This is a genomic window from Lysinibacillus fusiformis, from assembly GCF_003049525.1.
Lineage (GTDB): Bacteria > Bacillota > Bacilli > Bacillales_A > Planococcaceae > Lysinibacillus > Lysinibacillus fusiformis.
The window spans coordinates 19,066-38,873 of sequence record NZ_PYWL01000006.1 but is presented as its reverse complement, the minus strand read 5'-3'; the positions used below and the strand labels follow the sequence as shown (position 1 = coordinate 38,873).

Sequence of the window (19,808 nt, the reverse complement as noted above, 5' to 3'; positions counted from 1 at the left end):
ATTTTATTCATTATGATTTATAAGCTTATATTGTAGATGCTTCTTGCTGAATAGCTTCCCATAAATGACATGATACTTGATGGGTTGCTGTCACCGTATCGAGTGTTGGTTGCTCTTCTGCACATTTGTCTGTGGCAAAACGACAACGTTTATGGAAGGCACAGCCACTCGGAGGATTCACGGGACTTGGAACATCCCCTGTTAAAATAATTCGTTCCTTTGTATCAAAAGGATTTTCCTTAGGGATAGCTGATAACAAAGCCTGTGTATAGGGGTGTTGAGGGTGATCATAAATTTCTTTATATGTGCCCATTTCAACAATTTTGCCTAAATACATCACTGCAATGCGATCACACATATAATTCACTACATTGAGATCATGTGAAATAAAAATATAGGTTAAACCAAAATCTTTCTGTAAATCTTTTAATAGATTGATTACTTGTGCCTGTACAGATACATCTAAGGCGGATACAGGTTCGTCACAAACAACTATATCTGGTTGAAGTGCAAGCGCCCGTGCAATATTAATGCGCTGCCTTTGTCCTCCTGAAAACTCATGGGGGTAGCGCTTTGCATGATAAGCACTCAACCCTACTGTTTCTAGTAGCTCCATGACACGCTTTTTACGTGATGATTCATCACCTATCCCATGTATCACTAATGGTTCAGCAATTAAATATTCAATCGTTTTACGAGGATCTAGGGATGCATAGGGATTTTGGAAAACCATTTGTATCGATTTTCGTGCAGAGCGAATATCCTTCGTATTTAAGCTTGCTAAATTGGTTCCCTTAAACTCAACGATACCCTCGGTTGGTGCTATTAACTGGTTGATTAAACGAGCAACCGTCGATTTCCCACAGCCCGATTCACCCACAATCCCAAGTGTTTCTCCTTTAAATAATTCAAAGCTTACTCCATCTACTGCTTTCACAAATTGTGTGGACTTTTTAAAAGGAATTGAGCTCTTAATAGGAAAATGCTTTTTTAAATTATTTACCTTTAAGATCAATTCATTGGGCTGTTGCATGAAAAACCCCCACCTTTCTAGCGACAATTTGATCTTTTGATTGCAAATGGCAGGCTACAAAATGATTGTCCTGGACTTCCACTAAATCGGGTATTGTACTACGGCATAGATCCGTTGCTAACGGGCAGCGAGCTGCAAAATGACAACCGCTTTGTGGCATGGTTAGATCGGGTGGACTTCCTGGGATGGCTGGCAACCTTTGCTGTCCTTGTGTCCCCATCGTAATCTGCGACTCTAATAATCCCCAAGTATAAGGGTGTAATGGTTTTTCATAGAGCTGCCTTGTTGTAGTCGACTCCACTGTACGGCCTGCATACATGACATTCACTTTGTCACAAAGCTCCCAAACTACACCTAAATCATGCGTAATCATAATAATGGCCGTATCATGTTCTTGCTGTAATTTTTTCATCAAATCAAGAATTTGAGCCTGTACAGTTACATCCAATGCTGTAGTGGGCTCATCAGCAATAAGTAGCTTTGGATTACAAGCAAGCGCAATAGCAATCATGACACGTTGACGCATTCCACCTGAAAATTCATGAGGATACATTTTCAAACGCTTTTCTGGCTCCGGAATCCCTACCATTTTCAGCATATCCACAGCTTTTATTGCTGCATCCTTCTTGGATATATGCTCATGAGCTTGGATCACTTCAAAAATTTGATTGCCCACTGTTAAAACGGGATTTAGACTCGTAATAGGGTCTTGAAAAATCATCGACATTTCATTACCTCTGACATTCCGCATTTCCTTTTCTGAAATCCCTATTAAATCACGCCCATTAAAACGAATTACTCCGTTCGTTATTTTTCCTGGCGGAGATGGAATTAAACGCATGAGAGCAGTGGCAGTAACACTTTTTCCCGATCCAGACTCACCAACAATTCCTAGTGTTTCCTTCTTATTTAATTGTAAATTAACTCCATTAACAGCTTTCATTGTAGAGCCACCACTCTTAAATTCTACTGTCAAGTTTTCTACATCTAGTAAACGTTCAGTCATGACGCCATCCCCTTTCATTAAACTTTCATTTTCGGATCTAATGCATCACGTAATCCATCTCCTAACAGGTTTATACCAAGGACTGTTAATAAAATACAGATACCTGAAAATGTCGCCATTTGAGGATTTAATACTAAAAAGTCTTTACCATCCTTTAAAATGCTACCCCATGAGGCTGTTGGAGGCTGTACCCCTAACCCTAAAAAGCTAAGTGCAGCCTCCGAAATAATAGCGCCTGCTGTACTCATCGTTCCATAGACAATCAATGGAGCTAAACAGTTGGGTAGTATATGACTAAAAATGATACGTGAATGTGTAGCCCCTAAAGAATGCGTCACCTCAATAAACTCTTCTTCTTTAACACTTAAAACCTGACCACGAACAAGCCTAGCAAACCCTGGTATATTGGCTATACCAATGGCGACTATAACGTTTACAAGCCCTTGTCCTAATACCGTCATTAACGTAATAGCTAATAAAATAAATGGAAAGGCGAAAAGGCCATCCATCGTGCGCATGATAATGGAATCACTACGGCCTCCAAAATATCCCGCAACAAGACCGAGTAATGTCCCAAACACAGCACCAAATAACACTGCTGCAATTCCAACAATCATAGATATTCGGGTTCCATAAACTAAACGACTAAACAAATCTCGACCATAGTTATCGGTTCCAAGCAAATGTCCATCGGTATTCATGGGTAAAAATGATTTACCAACAGTCATTTCATTTGGTGGGTGGGTTGCAATTAATGGAGCGAAGATAGCAACAATGGCCATCAAGGATACAATCACTAACCCAATTGTTGCTAATTTATTTTTAAGCAACTTTCGTAACAATGTATTTCTTTTTCTAGTTTCATTGACAACTGCTTGAGTCATTGTTATTTCTTCCCTCCATTCGATTCTAGATTGACCTTTGGATTCACAACCTTATACAACACATCAACGATTAAGTTAATAAGGACAAAGATAAAGGCAATGAAAATAACTGTACCTTGTACAACGACAAAGTCACGTTTATCTATCGCATCTACAATCAGTCGACCCATCCCAGGCCAGCTAAAAATCGTTTCTGTTAAAACGGCACCACCTAGTAAATTAGAAATTTGCATACCTAGTACCGTTAAGATTGGCGTTAAAGCATTTTTAAACGCATGCTTCCCAATAACCAAATATTCTTTTATGCCCTTAGAACGTGCTGTTTTAATATAATCTTGTGAAATGACCTCTAACATACTCGAACGTGTAATACGTGCGAATGTCGCCATTGGAATTGTTGCTAAAGCAAAGGCTGGCAAAATTAAATGCTTTAAATATGACCAAAAACCTTCACTCATATTCCCCATTCCAGTCGCAGGGAACCAGCCAAGATTGACACTAAAGAATAAGACAAGCATGATTCCCAACCAAAAAATTGGCATGGATACTCCTACTAGTGACACAAGCATGACCACATAATCAATGATCGTATTTTGTTTTCTAGCTGCCAATATACCTGCGGGGATTCCAATTACGACAGCTATTAATAAGGCTGCTAGTGCAAGTACAACTGTATTTGGGAATCTTTCGATAATAAGCCCCAACACAGACTCACTATAAGAATAGGAATAACCCAAATTTAACTGCGCTAAGTCACCTACATATGAAATAAATTGTGAAGGCATTGACTTATTTAATCCCAGCTCTTCTCTTAAATTCTCTACATCTTCCACACTAGCCTGGGGACCAAGCATGACAGAAGCCGGATCACCGGGAATCATTCGCGTGATAATAAATACGATGATACCAACTACTAACAGTGTTGGAATAAGGTTTACTAACCTTCTTAAAATAAATGAGCCCATCTTATTAAGACCTCCTTTTCATTATTAGAATCATTGGTTCATATTGTGAATAACTAAATACTACACCTAGCGATAATTATTTGTAAATATATTTTTTCTGAATTTTTTTAATTTTATATTTACTTCTTGTTTACAAATGTGCTACTTTTATTTCGAACCTACCATTTTTGAATCAACGGTTCATATTGTGAAACATAATAAAGGAGGCTAGCACGAATGAAGAAAATAAACGTAAAAAAATCTTTCCTACTTTTCTTTTTAACTTTAATGATTGCTGTTTTAGCTGCTTGTGGTGGGAATACAGAAAAAAATAACTCATCAGATGAACAAGATGGAGAAGTTACTTCTGGAGGATCATTAAATGTTGGTCTTTCAGCGAATGCCAAAACGTTTGACCCGATCAAATATACAGGGGTTTATGAATCACAGGTAATGCGTCAAATGGGTGATACTTTAGTTGTTTATAACAAAGATCTGTCGGATATCATTCCCTCATTAGCAACGGAATGGAAAGTATCAGATGATATGTTAGTTTATACGTTCCAATTACGTGAGGGTGTAAAATTCCAAAAGGGACAATACCAAGATGGTCGTGAGATGACAGCTGAAGATGTGAAATATTCATTAGAACGTTCTGCTAAAGAATCGGCTATGAATCGTCTTAGTGGCGTGACAGAGGTTAAGGTGCTATCTGATTATGAAGTAGAGATTCACTTAGCTACTCCTAATGCTGCCCTACTTGCTATGCTAACTGATGCTGGGAATATCATTATTCCAAAAGAAGAGATTGAAGGATGGGGCGATAAATTTTCTGAGCATTTCATTGGCACCGGTCCATTCCAGTTAACAGAATGGAAAAAAGACCAAGAAGTAAAACTGGCACGCCATGAAAATTATTGGGGAGACAAGCCAAATCTCGACCATTTAGCAATGAAATTTATCTCCGACCAAAATATGATGACCAATGCATTACGTTCAGGTGATATTGATATCGCGATGGACGTAAAAGGCCAAAATCGAGAAATTATCAATCAAGATAGTAATCTTGAGCTGTTAACAAATCCGGGCTTATCCATTGTTTACCTGGATCTCAACAATAAAGTAGGCCCAACTGCTGATAAGCGTGTACGTGAAGCCATTTATATGGCAACAAATGTTGAGGAAATCATTTCTGGTGTTAATCAATGGGGTGGCGGTGATGTTTCCTATTTACCTTTACCTCCAGGTTCTTGGGGTTATGATAAATCCTTAGTCGATATGGTACCGAAATATAATCCTGAAGAAGCTAAAAAATTATTAGCGGATGCCGGCTATGCTGACGGCTTCAAAACAGAGATTTACGTATCAGAGGCACGTGTTCCTTACGCAACGATTTTCCAAAGTCAATTGAAGAAAAATTTAAATATAGATGTTGAAATTAAAGTCCTTGAATGGGGTACTTACAGTGATACAGTAGCAAAGGGCAATGCTCCAATGAATATTGGTGGTTGGACTTGGTATCCAGATCCATATTTCTTCCTCTATCAATTATTCCACACAAATCAAATCGGAGCGTTAGGTAATGGTAAAGGCTACAGCAATCCAGAAGTTGATAAATTATTGGAGCGTGCTGTATCCGAAACAGTCGTACAAGAAGAACGAGCAAAACTATACCAAGAGGCATTAAAACTTATACTAGCGGATGTTCCACGTATCGAATTAGAAGCAACGCAAACTGTTGCAGGCGTAAATAAACATGTACAGGGCTTTGAAGTTTCAGCTGATAACTCTGTTCAAATTGTTCATCCAAATGGTACGAACGTATCCCTATCAAAATAACTCAACTAGAAAAGTGGAGATTCTTGTCTCCGCTTTTCTCTTCATAAGGAGAGATCTGATCCGATGACTCGATATATAAATGGGCTTGTCTTTAACTCTGACACTCGTAGCTTTGATAAACAGTCATTCCAAGTGCAAGGAGAATATTTCGAACAAGCTACACATACTGCCGAGAATGAAATAAATTTAGATGGCTATTATATTACTCCTGGCCTTATCGATAGTTGTTCACAAATTGGTTTAGCTGAAATTGGCATTCGTTGGGAAGGTGATGATAGCTATGAATTTGAATCGCACTTACAATATTCAGTTATTGATGGTATTTACCCCTTTGATGGTGCCTTTCAAAAGTCTGTCTCACATGGGGTTACAGCATCGCATATTGTTCCTTCTCCCAAAAGCTTAATTGGTGCCAAAACGGCTATCATTCATCATACACATACAACTGTAGATGAAATGATGATTGCAAAAGATGTTGCATATTCCTTTTCTATTGGACACCAGGCAAAAAGTACATTTTTTGCTGAAAAGAAAAAGCCATTGACTCGTATGGGCATCGCTAAAATCTTAAGGGACACACTCCAACAAATTCAACAACAGGAACCTTCCATTCATAAGATTGTTGTACGGGCCCATAAAGCTGTCGATATTGAATTAATTCATCGACTACAACAAGAATTTAATAATGCTTTTGACTTTCATATTATTCATGGCACGGAAATTCCTCTTGTTGAAGAAACAGCTTTCCATACGGTTATTGCTGGGCCGACATTCCGTTATATTGAGCATAATGAGATGATGGAGCTGTCACCAAAGCTGTATCATCAGCTATTCACTCAAACAATTCCATTTGTTTTTTGTACAGATCACCCTGTTAGTAGCACATCCCATCTGACATTAGAAGGTTGTTTAGCTGTTAGAGAAGGTATGTCACGCTCCGATGTTCTCTATACTTTGACAACAGGTGCTGCTAATTTCCTAGGCATTGCCCATAAAACAGGTGCTATTCGTGATGGCCTTTATGCTGATTTTGTGATTTGGGATAAGCACCCATTAAATTTAGATGCACAGGTTATCGCTACTTTTATTAAAGGGGAAAAAGTTTATGCAACGGAAGAAGGTATGTCAAAATGATAATTTATCATCATGCAACGTTTCTCACAGTCAATGAACAAAATGATTTTTTTGAACAGCTATGGGTTGAAGATGGACGCATTGTTTATGTAGGGCCAGCAAAAGAAATACCCCCTTATGCGCACTTAATCGATCTACAGGGAGCATATGTCACACCAGGATTAATTGATATCCATGCACATGTAGGAACATGGGCAGAAGTAACTGAAGATATTAATGATGCTAATGAATATAGCGAACCATTTACGCCGCTTATGCATGCTTTAGACAGTGTTGATATTCGCCATTTCTCCTTTCAGCATGCCCTCGAAGGTGGCGTGACAACTGTACAAACTGGTCCGGGTAGTGCCAATGTTATTGGTGGTATTTGGAGTATCCTGAAAACAGCAGGTCCCACTCTCGCTTCTCGCGTCCTAGTAGAACGAAGTGGATTAAAAGGAGCATTAGGGGAAAATCCAAAGAACGTCTTTGGTAATCAATATAAACGAAAGCCAATGACCCGTATGGCGATTGCTCAACTGCTACGGGATGGCTTCCAACGGGCTAGCCTGCTGAATGAACAGGAGCAAGCTGAAGAGGTATTCCGAAATTCGGAATTACGACCATTTATTGAGGTACTCCGTGGTGAAATGCCCCTTCGTCTTCATTGCCATAGAGCAGATGATATTATGACCGCTATACGAATTGCCAAAGAATTTAATGTGAAGCTCCATTTAGAGCATTGTACAGAAGGCTATCTCATTGTTGATGCAGTAAAAAATAGTGGATTCCATGCAACGCTTGGTCCCTATATGTTAACCCCATCTAAATATGAAACCCGGCATTCTACACCAGCTATTGCTGCGATATTTAAAGAGCATAGTATTCCTTTTGCTATCATGACGGATCATCCCTTTGTACCCATTCAGTACTTAAAGTATTGCGCCTCTGAAGCAATTCGTTATGGGTTAGATGAACAAACAGCCTTAAAAAGCATTACGATACATGCCGCTAAGCTTGTACAGCTTGATCATCGAATTGGTAGTCTTGAGGAAGGTAAAGATGCTGATTTTGTTGTGTGGTCTCACCCTATTTTTGAAACGGAAGCGAAAGTACTACAAACCTATGTAAACGGAGAAAAATATTTTGAAGCGGAGGAAGCACAATGGAACACTCAAAAATTGCCATTGTAACTATTGGTCAAGCTCCTCGTAAAGATATGGCGGAGGATATTCAGCATTTAAAACAAGATGGCCTCCATGTTCATGAATTTGGTGTCCTTGATTCCCTATCTCCATCTGAAATTTCAGCGCTATCTCCCTCACAGGAAGACACTGATGTTTTAGTGACTCTCCTGACAAATGGTCAGCAGGTAAGGTTAAGTAAAGCAAAGCTCATGCCTTATATTCAGCAATGCCTTCATGATCTCCATGGCTTTACTTGGATTTTACTAATGTGTACAGGCGATTTTGCCAATAAACTATCCATTAAAAATCTATTACTCCCGGATCGTATGATGACTAATTTAGTGAAAGGCCTTCATACGGAATTAGCCATAGGTTTAATAGGCCCTGAGCCTGATCAACAAATAACGGTTGCAGAAAAATGGCAAAAAGCTCATTTTGAAGTGAATTTCTCTGCAAGTTCACCTTATCACTTTAATGCACACGATTTATTAGCAAAGGCACAGCAATTAGAATACGATGGTGCTGATTTGCTCATTCTTGATTGTATGGGCTATTCCACACCGATGAAAAATATGATTAAACATCAACTGAATATACCTATCATCGTTCCACGTGAAGCTGTTTTTACTATATTAAAGGCAATATGTTAATATCCTCTACTGAGGTGATTGATTTTCACTGAGAGTGGCGACACTCAAAGTGAAAATCAAACCCCATTAGACTCGCTTATTAAAATAAGGTAGCTGCTCCACAAATGACTTCGTTTCCTCATCTCCATACTCATGAACTAATGCATAAATTTTCATCAATCTTAAATCAATTTCATCATTTTCTCTATCTAAGTGATATTGGATATACGGTAACTGTGCACGCCATGCATTGGAAATTTCTAACAACTGCATTTGCTGAAAAATTTTCTCAAAAACATCTAATGCTTGTCGATCCACATTCAGTTCAAAATTCCAAGGCCCTGCATATGGATTCGTATAATAGGTTCTATTGGCAAGTGAAAAATATACACGTTGACGATCCATCATTACGATTCACTCCTTTTCCCATAGTATGGAGAGAATGATGTTGTTTTATTCTTTGGAATGTCAAACTTCCTTCACAATTAAAATGTCCATATCACTTATAATAAGTATGATGAACAAAGAACGGAGTGAGTATGATGAGTTTAACTACGCTCTTAATCGTCGCAATCATCATCGTTATTATTATCACTATTGCGACAGTTATCAGTGTCAACCGTGCCTATGCTTTTAAACATACCGTTGATGAAAAACCTAAACAAAGCTATCATCAAGAGGAGAACTAGCAAGTCATTCATTACTTATAAATTTTATTAATTGAATTTGGAGTGAAAGCAATGGGTGTACCATTACCAATTATTATTATGATTGCTATGATGATGTTAATGTTCGGTCTTTCTGTCATTTTCATTATCAAGAAAAAAAATAATATCTTTACGCAAACAATTGACGCAAAGCCAGAACAATTTCCATCGCAACAAGAGGAAGAACAACGATGAAATATCCCTTTATTTGGCTCATTAAGTTTTATAGAAAATACATCTCGCCAATGACGCCACCTACTTGTCGTTTCCATCCCACATGTTCTTCTTATGGCCTCGAAGCTTTTCAAAAGCATGGGGCGCTAAAAGGTTTTATTCTAACTATTACACGTATATCCAAATGCCATCCTTTTCATCCTGGTGGCTTTGATCCAGTGCCAGAAAAATGGCCTTCGAAAAAGAATTAATTTTCGGAGGTCATTTTTTCTTGTACTTTTTGAAGTTGTGCGTTATTATAATAACTGTTCTAAAAAATAAATCGTAATGGTTACTATTTAAGAAAGGGATTATATTATATGAAAAAAGTTTATGTATTATTGCTAGTCACAGTTTTTGCCCTGTTTACCGCTGCTTGCGGAGATCAATCATCTACTTCCCCAAAATCTTCTAATGAGACGGATAAATTAACAATTTATACTACTGTTTATCCTTTAAGCTATTTTGCACAGCGTATTGGCGGTGATTTTGTTGATGTCTCTTCTATTTATCCGGCTGGTGCCAATGAACACACATTTGAACCAACTCAAAAAGATATGATGAAATTAGCAGATGCCGATATCTTTTTCTATATTGGCTTAGGACTAGAGGGCTTTGTTGAAAATGCTAAAAAAACATTAGCGAATGAAGATGTCACAATGGTGGCAACTGCCGATGAAGTTTCAGATGAAAAATTAGCTACAAGTACAGGTCATGTTCATCCAGAAGAAGATCACCATGATCACGCTACAACTGAGGAAGAACACGATCATGCGGAAGAAGAACATGGACACGATGATCATGAGCATGGCGATATAGACCCTCATGTTTGGCTGTCTCCAACAATTAGTCAGGATTTAGCACTTGCTATTAAAAACACGTTGGTGGAAAAAATGCCTGCTCAAGAATCTACTTTTAATCAAAATTACGAGGCATTGGTAAAAGAATTACAAGATTTAGATGGTGAATTTAAAGCAATGGCTGATCAAGCACAAAATAAAACATTTTTTGTATCTCATGCAGCATTCGGCTATATTGCAGGTCAATACGGTCTAACACAAGTACCTATTGCTGGCTTAAATTCTCAAAATGAACCATCACAAAAAGAACTAACATCGATTGTTGATAAAGCTAATGAATTGCATATTCACTATATTTTATTTGAACAAAATGTCTCTTCTAAATTAGCAGAGGTCATTCAAAAAGAAGTTGGTGCAGAATCACTTGTATTGCATAATTTAAGTGTATTAACGGCCGACGATGAAAAAAATAAGGAAACTTACTTCACATTGATGAAGAAAAACATTCAAACATTAGATAAAGCTTTAAGCAGTCAATAATTGATTGAAAGAAGGAGGTGCCCCGAAATTGGATGGGACACCTCCTTTATTATGACGTATTTTTCTTGCGGTATTCGTTTTTCTGTTCGCTCAATCGATAGGAACCGCTTCGTTGTTTGGGACACTTGAATATCTTTTGAATGAGGCACTAGGAAAGCCACCATACTTTCTACTAAAATCGTTGCCCATTCATTAACATCAAAAGAGTCTATAGTGTTTAAATCGTTCTGGTTTTGTGAAACAAGTTTTGTAGGCTTTTCTATGAATGGTTTGTTGGCTAGCCTATTTTCGTCCATTATAGATATACCCTTATTTGGATTAAAACCTTCATGCAAAGGCGTTGTTACACTTTGTCTTTTTGTTACTTCCTGCATTTCAGAATATTTCTCACTTGTTGCAGCCGGGAAGCTTGCATAATCCCATGTATGATCCTGTGATAATTGGCGATCCGACACTAGAAAGTATTGATAACGTACTTCCCCCTTCCGGTCAGGTAATGGATCATCCCACGTCACATCGATATGATACCAATTATGATCAAGTTTCACTAATACCCAGGCATGGAGCTGTTCGCCCACTTTTCCAGGTACATATTGCACCTCAAAGCCCAGCATTTCTAGCATTCGATAAAGCACTAATGCATATGCCTGACAGACTCCCTTATTTTCTGTCAGTAGCGTGTAAGGGGAATATTGACTTCCTTCTGTTTCTTTTGAATATTCCGCAGTTAGAACAATAAAATCATGTGCAGCCTGTAATTTTTGTATGTCGCTTAATCCTTGCATAGGTGCAATAATATCCGTCAATGATTGTTCGACAATTGCTTCCTCTGTTTGTGAATGATGATAGGTAAATGTAAAAGCAATAGCTATATTTTTGTTATAACCATCATACTTCCATTTAAAGCTAGAAATATTAGTATAAATATAAGAGTTTTGAATCGCACCTTTCGTAATGTCTGTTAGTTCATCTTTAATATCAGATATGTCACCAGTATAGTAAATAGAGAATTCCGTTGATAGCTGCGTAACTTCTTTATTAATGAGAGATTGTAGTGTTTTAATTGAATCAGCAGTTGCTACATCATCTTTTTCATAGTTTGCAAAAACTTGCACATGACTCATTTGTAGAACAAATAATATAATGACAGCATTATATATATATTTCCTCATATGAGTCATTCTCCTTTACTAAATAGTTTATGCCTCTCCTTTTTTATTATGTTAATGAATGACTAATTTCATGCTAAAAGTTCAAATATTTACAAAATAAAAAGAAGCCTAGTGTACAAAAGGCTTCTTTTTTACATGTATTTTATTGTAGTAATTTTCGTCTAAGCAGCTTATCTGCTCCGTTTCGTGGGAGACTGTTTGTTATAATAATTTCCTTTGGCAACTTATATTTAGCCAGCCTCTGTTGACAGAAAGCTTGTAATTGTTCGACTGATACTTGTTCATTCAACACAACAAAAGCAACCGGTACTTGTCCCCATTGCTTATCATCGGCACCACATACACCCGCTTCCTTAACAGCTGGATGCATGAGCAGCACATTCTCTATTTCTGCAGGATATATATTTTCTCCACCAGAAATTATCAAATCTGCTCTGCGATCTATGACAAATAAATAACCATCTTCATCTAGATAGCCAATATCTCCCGTATGCAACCAGCCATCTCGCGTGGCGCTTTTTTGTGCAAAACGGCCGATATAGCCAGGTGTAACATGGGGTCCTCTAATACAAATTTCTCCTTCGCCTTGCGCGTTGGGTTCTACAATTTTGATTTGATTAAAAAATAAAGGCTTTCCGGCAGAGCCAATTTTCCGAATCGCATCCTCACTTGCTAATGTAGCTGTTTGCGAGGAGGTTTCCGTCATACCATACGTTTGAGCTACAGCTAAGTTTAACGTATGTGCTCTCGATAAGTAATCAGCTGGCACTGGTCCTCCACCAGCAAGCATTAATTTAAAACGGGAGGAAGCTTTAGCTTTATGTTGCTCCAACGTATGTAAAATTCTTTCCAACGTCACAGCTACAACTGACATATGCGTTACTTCACCATTCATAATATGATGCGTAATAGCTTCTACATCAAAATGATCATATAAATAGACTTGATTGCCATATAACAGTGAACGCACTAATATTGAAAATCCACTAATATGGAATAATGGAACAGCACATAGCCAAACATCATCAGCCTGTAGGCCAATATTTAAAACCGAGGCCGTTGCACTAGCCTGATGGTTACCTACCGTTTGACGGACCCCCTTTGGAAAGCCTGTTGTCCCAGAGGTATACATAATCGTTGTTGTTTGATCCAAAGGCCATTCCTTTCCGATATCGAATGCACCTTCTTCTCCCTCTTCAATCGTTGAAAATAAATAATGAGCCGTATTTGCAGGCAACTTATTTACATCTTCATCCGCAATCAATACGGCAACTGCCTCAGAATCCGCCAACTGGTAACCAAGTTCATCCTGTGACAATCTACGATTTAGCATAACCATCTCACATTGTAGATGCAAGCAAGCATACATGGTGATTACAAGCTCTGGTTTACTTGGCCCCATGATGGCAATTCGATCACCCCGCTTTATACCCAGTCCCACTAATTGGCGAGCACGCTTACTAGATAAATCATTCAACTCTAAAAAAGTCCAACTTTGTTCTTTATAAGTTAATGCCTTACGTAACGGTGTTAAATAGGCACGCTGTATAATCCAATTCGGATACATATTTGTCACTCCAATCACCCTACATCTTAACGCTTTACCCTAGCGCTTGTCTATTCGTGATGCATTTGCTTTTAAAACGCTATAATTTTGTTTTATCCATCACTTTTGCCTTTTTATCCGTCACTTTGCTTCTACGCCACTACCAATTTCCCAGGCATACAAAAAAGCTCGTATCTCTAATAGATACGAGCTTTACAAGCACCCTAGCTAATAAATCAAGGGAATCTTGGGAATTGGCCAAAGTCTGGTTGACGTTTTTCTTTGAAAGCGTCGCGACCTTCTTTTGCTTCATCTGTTGTGTAGTAAAGAAGTGTAGCGTCACCAGCCATTTGTTGAAGACCTGCTAAGCCGTCTGTATCTGCATTCATCGCTGCTTTTAAGAAGCGCAATGCAGTTGGTGACATTTGTAGCATTTCTTCACACCATTGAACAGTTTCATCTTCTAATTGGTCATAAGGAACCACTGTATTAACTAGGCCCATATCAAGCGCTTGTTGTGCATCGTATTGACGGCAAAGGTACCAAATTTCACGGGCCTTTTTATGTCCAATAATACGAGCAAGATAGCCTGAACCGTAACCAGCATCAAATGACCCTACTTTTGGACCTGTTTGTCCAAAGCGAGCGTTGTCCGCAGCAATTGTTAAATCACAAACAACATGTAATACGTGTCCTCCACCAATTGCATAGCCTGCAACCATTGCCACTACAGGTTTTGGAATTACACGGATTAAACGTTGTAAATCAAGAACGTTTAGACGTGGGATTTCATCGTCTCCTACGTAGCCACCATGACCACGAACTTTTTGATCTCCGCCTGAGCAGAAGGCATGTTCACCTTCACCTGTTAAAATAATTACACCGATATTTTTATCATCGCGTGCACGTGAAAATGCATCAATCATTTCCATAACCGTTTTTGGGCGGAATGCATTACGCACTTCTGGACGATTAATCGTAATTTTTGCGATTCCGTTATAGAACTCATACTTAATATCTTCATAAGTATGTAATGAAGTCCATTGACGTGTCATTGAATTGCCTCCTATATTCTAAATTCGTCTCGTTATTATCGAGGCGCTAACGTAACAAGTATAATATTACGTTATATACTCCTCTACTATTGTAGCAAACTCAGCGGGATTTTCCACATGAATTGCATGTCCAGCATCAATTACTGTCATATGCCTAACAGTTTTTAATAGCGCTTTCATTTCTAGTGCAATTTTACAAAATTTCTCATCTAATGAACCCGTAATCAGGAGTACAGATATTTCTAGTCGGTCCAAGAGGTGCCAATTCGAAGGCTGGGTTCCTGTTCCAACCCCTCTTAAGCTACCAGCCAATCCTTCTTCCCTCTGTGAAAGTCTTTCTGCACGAATAGCCTTTCGCACAGTGGCAGGAAGATGACGCTGTGATGCAAAAAGCGGTATATTCTCCCATGAATTCACAAAAGAGACTAACCCATTAGTGATGATTTTTTGTGCTAAAATGTCATCTCTCTCACTACGTTCACGTCGTTCTTCTACTGTTCGTAAACCGGGAGATGCACTTTCTAAAATAAGCTTTTGAATACGATCAGGAAACGCAATGGCATAAGATAATGCAATTCTGCCTCCCATTGAATAGCCCAACAATGTAAACTTCTCCATATGGAGCTGACAAAACAATTCCTCTAAGTCCTGTAATTGTTCCTCCATTGAAAAACGCTTAATTTGCTCTGGAGTAGCTGTTTGCCCATGCCCAATTAAATCAATCGCAATAACACGGACATCCGGCAAGGATTGTGCCAAATTGTACCAGGTAGCAGTGCTTCCCGTAAATCCATGTAAAGCAACTAATGTATAGCTACCGTTTTCATTCCATATGTCCACATGGGTTTTAAGTCCTCGGATTAATAAGCTCGTCATGCTTTGAACTCCGCATTAATACGATTCCATAACGCTCGATGAGCCTGAACGTTCTCTGCTCTATCTGTAAATATTTCAATTAAGCGTAAAGGCCGTTTTTTGTCTGATGAAAACTTCTCTGATAATTCAGAGATAGTATCTACTCGTATATAATCCATATTATACATATGGGCAATATCATGAAATTCAAGTGCCGTCGGTGTGCCAAAAAGATCCTCGTAATGGGCTTCTACTGTTGATTGAGGTAAATAAGAAAAAATACCTCCACCATCATTATTCATCACAATAATGGTTAAGTTACATTCTTGGTATCTAGAAGCAATCAGCCCATTCACATCATGTAGAAAGGCTAAATCACCAATTAATAAATAGGTTTCTCGGTCATTTCCTTCACTAAAGCCCAATGCTGTAGATACTACTCCATCAATCCCATTCGTCCCACGATTCGCAAAGAAACGTATATCCTTCGGTGTTGCTAATAAAAATGTATCAATATCACGCACTGGCATACTACTGCTAACGAATATATCGCTACCATCAGGAATCATTTTCAGTAAACGACTGACCATCGCACCTTCATCTTTTTCTATCTCTGAATACTGTTCAATATAAGTAGCAGCCAACTGATTGGCTTTTTGCCATTCGGCTAAGTATGCTTCCTCAAATGCAGTGTTAGTAATGGCTAATTGTGTTAACCATTGATCGATATTTGCATGAATAAAATGTGTAGATACGCCAGTAGCATCTCTAAACATAGGATCTTCATCAATAATGACATAAGCATTTGGCTCTGTTTTTGTAATAAATTGCATGATAAATTTTGAAACAGGCTGTGCCCCAATACGTAAAACTGTATCCGGCTGAACAAGTGCCTTAAAATCCTCACTCTTCATAATGGCATCGTAGGTTGTCACGAGATATGGTAAGCAATCCTCTGGTACAGCTGCACGCATATTTGACAAGCTTTCTACTAGGACTGGCCATTTCAACTGACGTACAAATTCCCAGACAAACGCTAGGTCCGTGCCAAGTGCTAATTCTCCAACAATAATAAAGCCTCTTTTAGTCGACTTTAAAATAGAGGAAAGTTCCTGCATAGCAGCGCTTGTTGGGATTAATTGTCCCATGCTGCTATGTTTAAATGTCATAGTTGGCAATTCATCCTGTAAATCAATTAATAAAGGCTCTCGGAAAGGAACATTCATATGCACTGGTCCAAAAGGCGCACTGGTAGCAATTGCTACTGCTCGTGCAATATGACGTTCGATAAAAGGCAATGTAGGAGCAGCACCATCTGCTAATGGAAAATCTACACTCCATTTCACATGTGAACCATATAAATGAGGCTGATTAATTGCCTGCGGTGCACCTACCTCTCGTAGTTCATGTGGTCGATCAGCTGTGATGACAATTAGCGGCACACGAGCATAGTTTGCCTCAACAATTGCAGGAAAGTAGTTTGCTGCTGCTGTACCGGATGTACATAAGAGAACAACAGGCTTAGCAGTAGCTTTCGCAAGCCCTAAAGCAAAGAAAGCAGCTGAGCGCTCATCTACTTGACGATACATTTTTATTTGTTTTGTAGAAGCGACCGCGTAGGCAAGAGGTGTTGAACGTGAGCCTGGACTAACGACAACAGTTTCTACCCCAACTTGTACTAACGACGCGACCATTTTATAAACATAATCTGTTAAAATTTTTCGTTCACTCATGTAATTGTCCTCCTAGCGCACGAAGCATTGGACGGAATTTTACTAATGTTTCATCATATTCAGATTGTGGTTCTGAATCTGCTACAATACCTCCACCGGCATATAAATAAGCCTTATCATGAAGCAATGCCGCTGACCGTATCGCGACTGCAAATTCTCCATTTCCCTCTGCATCTAACCAGCCAATTGGTGCAGCATACAAGCCTCGATTCATCGGTTCATACTTACGAATAGCTGCCAAAGCCTCCATACGTGGTACTCCTCCTAATGCTGGAGTAGGATGTAAAGTTTTTGTGAGCTGTAATATCGTAGCATCCTTATTGAGCTGACCTTCGACAGGTGTATATAAATGTTGAATATCTCTTATTTTTAATAGACGTGGACTTTCAGGAAGCGTGATATCCACACAATTTTTACGGAATGTGTCAGCAATCATATCGACAACATATTGGTGTTCCCCTCCGTTTTTTGGATCCTGTAACAAGCTTTGTCCATAAGCCTCGTCTTCTTCTGCTGTTTTTCCTCGCTTAATTGAACCAGCAACACATGAAGAAAATGCTCGACCATCCTCCACTTTTACAAGGCGCTCAGGTGATGCTCCGAAGAACAATAGATTTTCATGCTCTAAGCCGAATAAATAACTTTCTGGTTGTTCATGGATAATTTGCGACAGCACTTGTGGAGCAGTTACTTCCTCTTTAAATTGCAGTGCAAGTGATCGTGCAATAACAACCTTATCCGCTTTCTTTTGCTTAATTAAAGCTGTCACTTGGTCAATAGAAGCTAAATAAGGATCTTTATAAGGCTCAAAGTAGCTTGATATTTCAGGCTTTGAATACGTTTTCACTTCCTTAACCTGTGCGGCATGAACTAAATGATCTCGCTCTTTTCTCAATGCCTCAAACTGAGCCTCACCATGCCGATCCTGTGTCAGAAGATGAATGCTCACATATGCCTTATCATCTCGTATGACAAGCTGAAAAGTCGCTAATGCAAAATAAGCCTCTGGAAAACCCGTCCATTCCCCAGCAACATTATTTTGTGGATCAAATGTAAAGCCCCCAAACAAAATAGGTTGGAGCTCGCTTTGTCCTTTCAGACAGTTCTTTGTTAAACTCTTCCATTCAGCTTCTACAGCATCAAAACGATCATTTTTTTTATTATTTTGAATGGTATGGGCATGTCCTAGCCCAACTAATGTCATTGTTTTTTCTCTATTTTGCCAATAAAATCGTTCACCTTTATAGCACTCTTCACCTGCTGCATAAAATGCTAATGCAGATAGGTGACTCACTTCCATTGTTTCCATATAAAAATGAAGGCTTTGGCCCAAAGAGTCCACTTCTACTTCTGTGGCTTGGTACCACTTCTGTTGCATGAAAATTACCTCCGTTGTTGCAGTGTACATAATAAATGATGGCGAAAATACATCATTTTATGGGCTGGCAACCGTGTCATTCGTACTGTTGCTATCCACCCTATTTTTATTTTCAGTTCATAAATGCATGTTCTATTGTATCACTTTTTTTCATTTTACAGTATGTAATAAGCTGTGAACCTACCCATTTTCTCAATCTTCGTTTAAAATAAGAAGAGTCGACAACATTTGAAGGAGAGAAAGACCTTATGACCAAAGTCATTGAAGCTGATAGGGGTTTTAAAGTTTGGTGGCATTTAACACGTCCACATACTTTAACCGCTTCATTTGTTCCAGTATTCCTAGGAACAGCAATTGCACTAGCAATTGAAAAAGAAACAATTGATTTTGGACTATTTTTTGCTATGCTCATTGCAAGTATGCTTATTCAAGCAGCAACGAATATGTTCAATGAATATTATGATTACAAATTAGGATTAGATAACGAGGATTCTGTCGGAATTGGCGGAACGATTGTCCGTCATGGTGTACAACCAAAAACGATTATGATGATTGCGCTAAGCTTTTATGCTATTGCCATGCTACTTGGCATTTACATATGTGCCTCCACATCTTGGTGGTTAGCTGCTGTCGGACTAGTTTGTATGCTGATTGGTTTCTTATATACAGGTGGGCCATATCCAATCGCCTATTCACCTTTTGGAGAAATTGTTTCTGGGGCAGTAATGGGAATGGGAATCGTTTTGATTGCTTTCTATATTCAAACGCTTACAGTAACACTGGATGCCGTCTTACTTTCCGTTCCAAGTATGATTTTAGTTGGCGCTATTATGCTATCCAATAATATTCGTGATATTGTTGGCGATACAGAAGGTGGACGCAAAACATTGGCTATTTTGGTAGGACGTGATAATGCAATCTCCGTGCTATCAGGATTTTTTATCGTTTCATACTTATGGGTGATCGCCCTTGTTGCAATTGATGGCATTACTTTTTGGGCTTTGATTATTTTCTTAAGTATCCCTAAACCATTGCGTGCCATTCAAATATTCAGAGATAAAAAAGAAGCCAAAGAAGTGATGCCTGCGATGAAATATACAGCGCAAACGAATACATTCTTCGGCTTCCTATTAGGAATTGGTTTATTAATTGATTATTTCTTTTAAAAAGTGCG

At 38.6% G+C, this 19,808-nt stretch carries 20 protein-coding genes; 9 read left to right on the top strand and 11 right to left on the bottom strand.

Features of this window, described 5'->3' with window-relative positions; genetic code table 11:
• Nucleotides 1-25: 25 nt before the first annotated feature.
• Genes C9J29_RS14760 through C9J29_RS14745 form a run of 4 tightly spaced genes read right to left on the bottom strand, consistent with a single transcriptional unit; the run spans nucleotide 26 to nucleotide 3,888 of the window.
• Nucleotides 26-1,033, bottom strand: coding sequence for an ABC transporter ATP-binding protein (locus tag C9J29_RS14760; RefSeq protein ID WP_008180368.1), 1,008 nt, complete (start codon nucleotides 1,031-1,033; stop codon nucleotides 26-28).
• Entirely contained in the window at nucleotides 1,017-2,039 is a 1,023-nt protein-coding gene (locus tag C9J29_RS14755) for an ABC transporter ATP-binding protein (RefSeq protein ID WP_043990724.1), read from the bottom strand. The genes C9J29_RS14760 and C9J29_RS14755 overlap by 17 nt, the downstream gene beginning before the upstream one ends.
• 17 nt (nucleotides 2,040-2,056) lie before the next feature.
• A complete protein-coding gene (locus tag C9J29_RS14750; RefSeq protein WP_008180364.1) occupies nucleotides 2,057-2,923 on the bottom strand; it encodes an ABC transporter permease in 867 nt (288 codons plus the stop codon).
• Nucleotides 2,924-2,925: 2 nt separating this feature from the next.
• Nucleotides 2,926-3,888, bottom strand: coding sequence for an ABC transporter permease (locus C9J29_RS14745; protein WP_008180362.1), 963 nt, complete (start codon nucleotides 3,886-3,888; stop codon nucleotides 2,926-2,928).
• A gap of 216 nt (nucleotides 3,889-4,104) precedes the next feature.
• Here C9J29_RS14745 and C9J29_RS14740 point away from each other — a divergent pair, with 216 nt between their 5' ends.
• The 4 genes from C9J29_RS14740 to C9J29_RS14725 all read left to right on the top strand — a co-directional run bounded on the left by C9J29_RS14740 (nucleotide 4,105) and on the right by C9J29_RS14725 (nucleotide 8,656).
• Nucleotides 4,105-5,706 carry an ABC transporter substrate-binding protein gene (locus C9J29_RS14740; RefSeq protein ID WP_089985597.1) on the top strand — a complete coding sequence of 534 codons (1,602 nt, stop codon included), beginning with the start codon at nucleotides 4,105-4,107 and terminating at the stop codon, nucleotides 5,704-5,706.
• A 63-nt stretch (nucleotides 5,707-5,769) separates the two neighbouring features.
• Complete coding sequence (locus C9J29_RS14735; protein ID WP_008180358.1) at nucleotides 5,770-6,840, top strand: amidohydrolase family protein; 1,071 nt, start codon at nucleotides 5,770-5,772, stop codon at nucleotides 6,838-6,840.
• On the top strand, nucleotides 6,837-8,012 hold the full coding sequence (locus C9J29_RS14730; RefSeq protein WP_089985595.1) for an amidohydrolase: 1,176 nt from the start codon (nucleotides 6,837-6,839) through the stop codon (nucleotides 8,010-8,012). Before C9J29_RS14735 ends, C9J29_RS14730 begins: the two co-directional genes overlap by 4 nt.
• Nucleotides 7,985-8,656 carry an AroM family protein gene (locus C9J29_RS14725; protein ID WP_089985593.1) on the top strand — a complete coding sequence of 224 codons (672 nt, stop codon included), beginning with the start codon at nucleotides 7,985-7,987 and terminating at the stop codon, nucleotides 8,654-8,656. The genes C9J29_RS14730 and C9J29_RS14725 overlap by 28 nt, the downstream gene beginning before the upstream one ends.
• A 66-nt stretch (nucleotides 8,657-8,722) precedes the next feature.
• Here the strand turns inward: C9J29_RS14725 and C9J29_RS14720 are convergent, their stop codons facing one another.
• Complete coding sequence (locus tag C9J29_RS14720; RefSeq protein WP_008180353.1) at nucleotides 8,723-9,040, bottom strand: hypothetical protein; 318 nt, start codon at nucleotides 9,038-9,040, stop codon at nucleotides 8,723-8,725.
• Between the two features lie 137 nt (nucleotides 9,041-9,177).
• On the opposite strand from C9J29_RS14720, the gene ytzI reads away from it, so the two are divergent.
• From ytzI to C9J29_RS14705, 4 genes are all read left to right on the top strand, one after another.
• On the top strand, nucleotides 9,178-9,324 hold the full coding sequence (ytzI, locus tag C9J29_RS14715) for a YtzI protein (protein WP_094029594.1): 147 nt from the start codon (nucleotides 9,178-9,180) through the stop codon (nucleotides 9,322-9,324).
• Nucleotides 9,325-9,375: 51 nt separating this feature from the next.
• Nucleotides 9,376-9,537, top strand: coding sequence for a hypothetical protein (locus C9J29_RS24360; RefSeq protein WP_008180350.1), 162 nt, complete (start codon nucleotides 9,376-9,378; stop codon nucleotides 9,535-9,537).
• Nucleotides 9,534-9,767 (top strand): membrane protein insertion efficiency factor YidD, encoded by a 234-nt coding sequence (yidD, locus tag C9J29_RS14710; protein ID WP_008180348.1) that lies wholly within the window; start codon nucleotides 9,534-9,536, stop codon nucleotides 9,765-9,767. Before C9J29_RS24360 ends, yidD begins: the two co-directional genes overlap by 4 nt.
• 108 nt (nucleotides 9,768-9,875) lie before the next feature.
• On the top strand, nucleotides 9,876-10,895 hold the full coding sequence (locus tag C9J29_RS14705) for a metal ABC transporter solute-binding protein, Zn/Mn family (RefSeq protein WP_107922370.1): 1,020 nt from the start codon (nucleotides 9,876-9,878) through the stop codon (nucleotides 10,893-10,895).
• Here the strand turns inward: C9J29_RS14705 and C9J29_RS14700 are convergent.
• The 6 genes from C9J29_RS14700 to C9J29_RS14675 form a co-directional block, all read right to left on the bottom strand.
• Nucleotides 10,889-12,067 (bottom strand): transglutaminase domain-containing protein, encoded by a 1,179-nt coding sequence (locus tag C9J29_RS14700; protein WP_043990723.1) that lies wholly within the window; start codon nucleotides 12,065-12,067, stop codon nucleotides 10,889-10,891. The two genes, C9J29_RS14705 and C9J29_RS14700, sit on opposite strands and share 7 nt — an antisense overlap.
• A gap of 142 nt (nucleotides 12,068-12,209) precedes the next feature.
• Nucleotides 12,210-13,634 (bottom strand): o-succinylbenzoate--CoA ligase, encoded by a 1,425-nt coding sequence (locus C9J29_RS14695; protein WP_090003233.1) that lies wholly within the window; start codon nucleotides 13,632-13,634, stop codon nucleotides 12,210-12,212.
• Nucleotides 13,635-13,849: 215 nt separating this feature from the next.
• The gene (gene menB / locus C9J29_RS14690) at nucleotides 13,850-14,668 is read right to left on the bottom strand and encodes a 1,4-dihydroxy-2-naphthoyl-CoA synthase (protein ID WP_008180343.1); all 819 of its coding nucleotides are present in this window, start codon (nucleotides 14,666-14,668) and stop codon (nucleotides 13,850-13,852) included.
• Nucleotides 14,669-14,734: 66 nt separating this feature from the next.
• On the bottom strand, nucleotides 14,735-15,544 hold the full coding sequence (gene menH / locus C9J29_RS14685) for a 2-succinyl-6-hydroxy-2,4-cyclohexadiene-1-carboxylate synthase (RefSeq protein ID WP_107922369.1): 810 nt from the start codon (nucleotides 15,542-15,544) through the stop codon (nucleotides 14,735-14,737).
• Nucleotides 15,541-17,256: a 2-succinyl-5-enolpyruvyl-6-hydroxy-3-cyclohexene-1-carboxylic-acid synthase gene (gene menD / locus C9J29_RS14680; RefSeq protein WP_090003235.1), complete on the bottom strand. Its 1,716-nt coding sequence runs from the start codon at nucleotides 17,254-17,256 to the stop codon at nucleotides 15,541-15,543. The genes menH and menD overlap by 4 nt, the downstream gene beginning before the upstream one ends.
• On the bottom strand, nucleotides 17,249-18,634 hold the full coding sequence (locus C9J29_RS14675; protein WP_089985579.1) for an isochorismate synthase: 1,386 nt from the start codon (nucleotides 18,632-18,634) through the stop codon (nucleotides 17,249-17,251). The genes menD and C9J29_RS14675 overlap by 8 nt, the downstream gene beginning before the upstream one ends.
• Before the next feature lie 248 nt (nucleotides 18,635-18,882).
• On the opposite strand from C9J29_RS14675, the gene C9J29_RS14670 reads away from it, so the two are divergent.
• Nucleotides 18,883-19,800 (top strand): 1,4-dihydroxy-2-naphthoate polyprenyltransferase, encoded by a 918-nt coding sequence (locus C9J29_RS14670; RefSeq protein WP_008180339.1) that lies wholly within the window; start codon nucleotides 18,883-18,885, stop codon nucleotides 19,798-19,800.
• Nucleotides 19,801-19,808 lie beyond the last annotated feature (8 nt).

Bases quoted from the DNA above. Each gene is read 5' to 3' on its own strand.
- C9J29_RS14705 (WP_107922370.1), top strand. From the start codon at position 9,876: ATGAAAAAAGTTTATGTATTATTGCTAGTCACAGTTTTTGCCCTGTTT.
- C9J29_RS14740 (WP_089985597.1), top strand. From the start codon at position 4,105: ATGAAGAAAATAAACGTAAAAAAATCTTTCCTACTTTTCTTTTTAACT.
- ytzI (WP_094029594.1), top strand. From the start codon at position 9,178: ATGAGTTTAACTACGCTCTTAATCGTCGCAATCATCATCGTTATTATT.
- C9J29_RS24360 (WP_008180350.1), top strand. From the start codon at position 9,376: ATGGGTGTACCATTACCAATTATTATTATGATTGCTATGATGATGTTA.
- C9J29_RS14725 (WP_089985593.1), top strand. From the start codon at position 7,985: ATGGAACACTCAAAAATTGCCATTGTAACTATTGGTCAAGCTCCTCGT.
- C9J29_RS14675 (WP_089985579.1), bottom strand. From the start codon at position 18,634: ATGCAACAGAAGTGGTACCAAGCCACAGAAGTAGAAGTGGACTCTTTG.
- C9J29_RS14720 (WP_008180353.1), bottom strand. From the start codon at position 9,040: ATGGATCGTCAACGTGTATATTTTTCACTTGCCAATAGAACCTATTAT.
- C9J29_RS14695 (WP_090003233.1), bottom strand. From the start codon at position 13,634: ATGTATCCGAATTGGATTATACAGCGTGCCTATTTAACACCGTTACGT.
- C9J29_RS14745 (WP_008180362.1), bottom strand. From the start codon at position 3,888: ATGGGCTCATTTATTTTAAGAAGGTTAGTAAACCTTATTCCAACACTG.
- C9J29_RS14700 (WP_043990723.1), bottom strand. From the start codon at position 12,067: ATGAGGAAATATATATATAATGCTGTCATTATATTATTTGTTCTACAA.
- C9J29_RS14760 (WP_008180368.1), bottom strand. From the start codon at position 1,033: ATGCAACAGCCCAATGAATTGATCTTAAAGGTAAATAATTTAAAAAAG.
- menH (WP_107922369.1), bottom strand. From the start codon at position 15,544: ATGACGAGCTTATTAATCCGAGGACTTAAAACCCATGTGGACATATGG.
- C9J29_RS14670 (WP_008180339.1), top strand. From the start codon at position 18,883: ATGACCAAAGTCATTGAAGCTGATAGGGGTTTTAAAGTTTGGTGGCAT.
- C9J29_RS14750 (WP_008180364.1), bottom strand. From the start codon at position 2,923: ATGACTCAAGCAGTTGTCAATGAAACTAGAAAAAGAAATACATTGTTA.
- C9J29_RS14730 (WP_089985595.1), top strand. From the start codon at position 6,837: ATGATAATTTATCATCATGCAACGTTTCTCACAGTCAATGAACAAAAT.
- menB (WP_008180343.1), bottom strand. From the start codon at position 14,668: ATGACACGTCAATGGACTTCATTACATACTTATGAAGATATTAAGTAT.
- C9J29_RS14735 (WP_008180358.1), top strand. From the start codon at position 5,770: ATGACTCGATATATAAATGGGCTTGTCTTTAACTCTGACACTCGTAGC.
- menD (WP_090003235.1), bottom strand. From the start codon at position 17,256: ATGAGTGAACGAAAAATTTTAACAGATTATGTTTATAAAATGGTCGCG.
- C9J29_RS14755 (WP_043990724.1), bottom strand. From the start codon at position 2,039: ATGACTGAACGTTTACTAGATGTAGAAAACTTGACAGTAGAATTTAAG.
- yidD (WP_008180348.1), top strand. From the start codon at position 9,534: ATGAAATATCCCTTTATTTGGCTCATTAAGTTTTATAGAAAATACATC.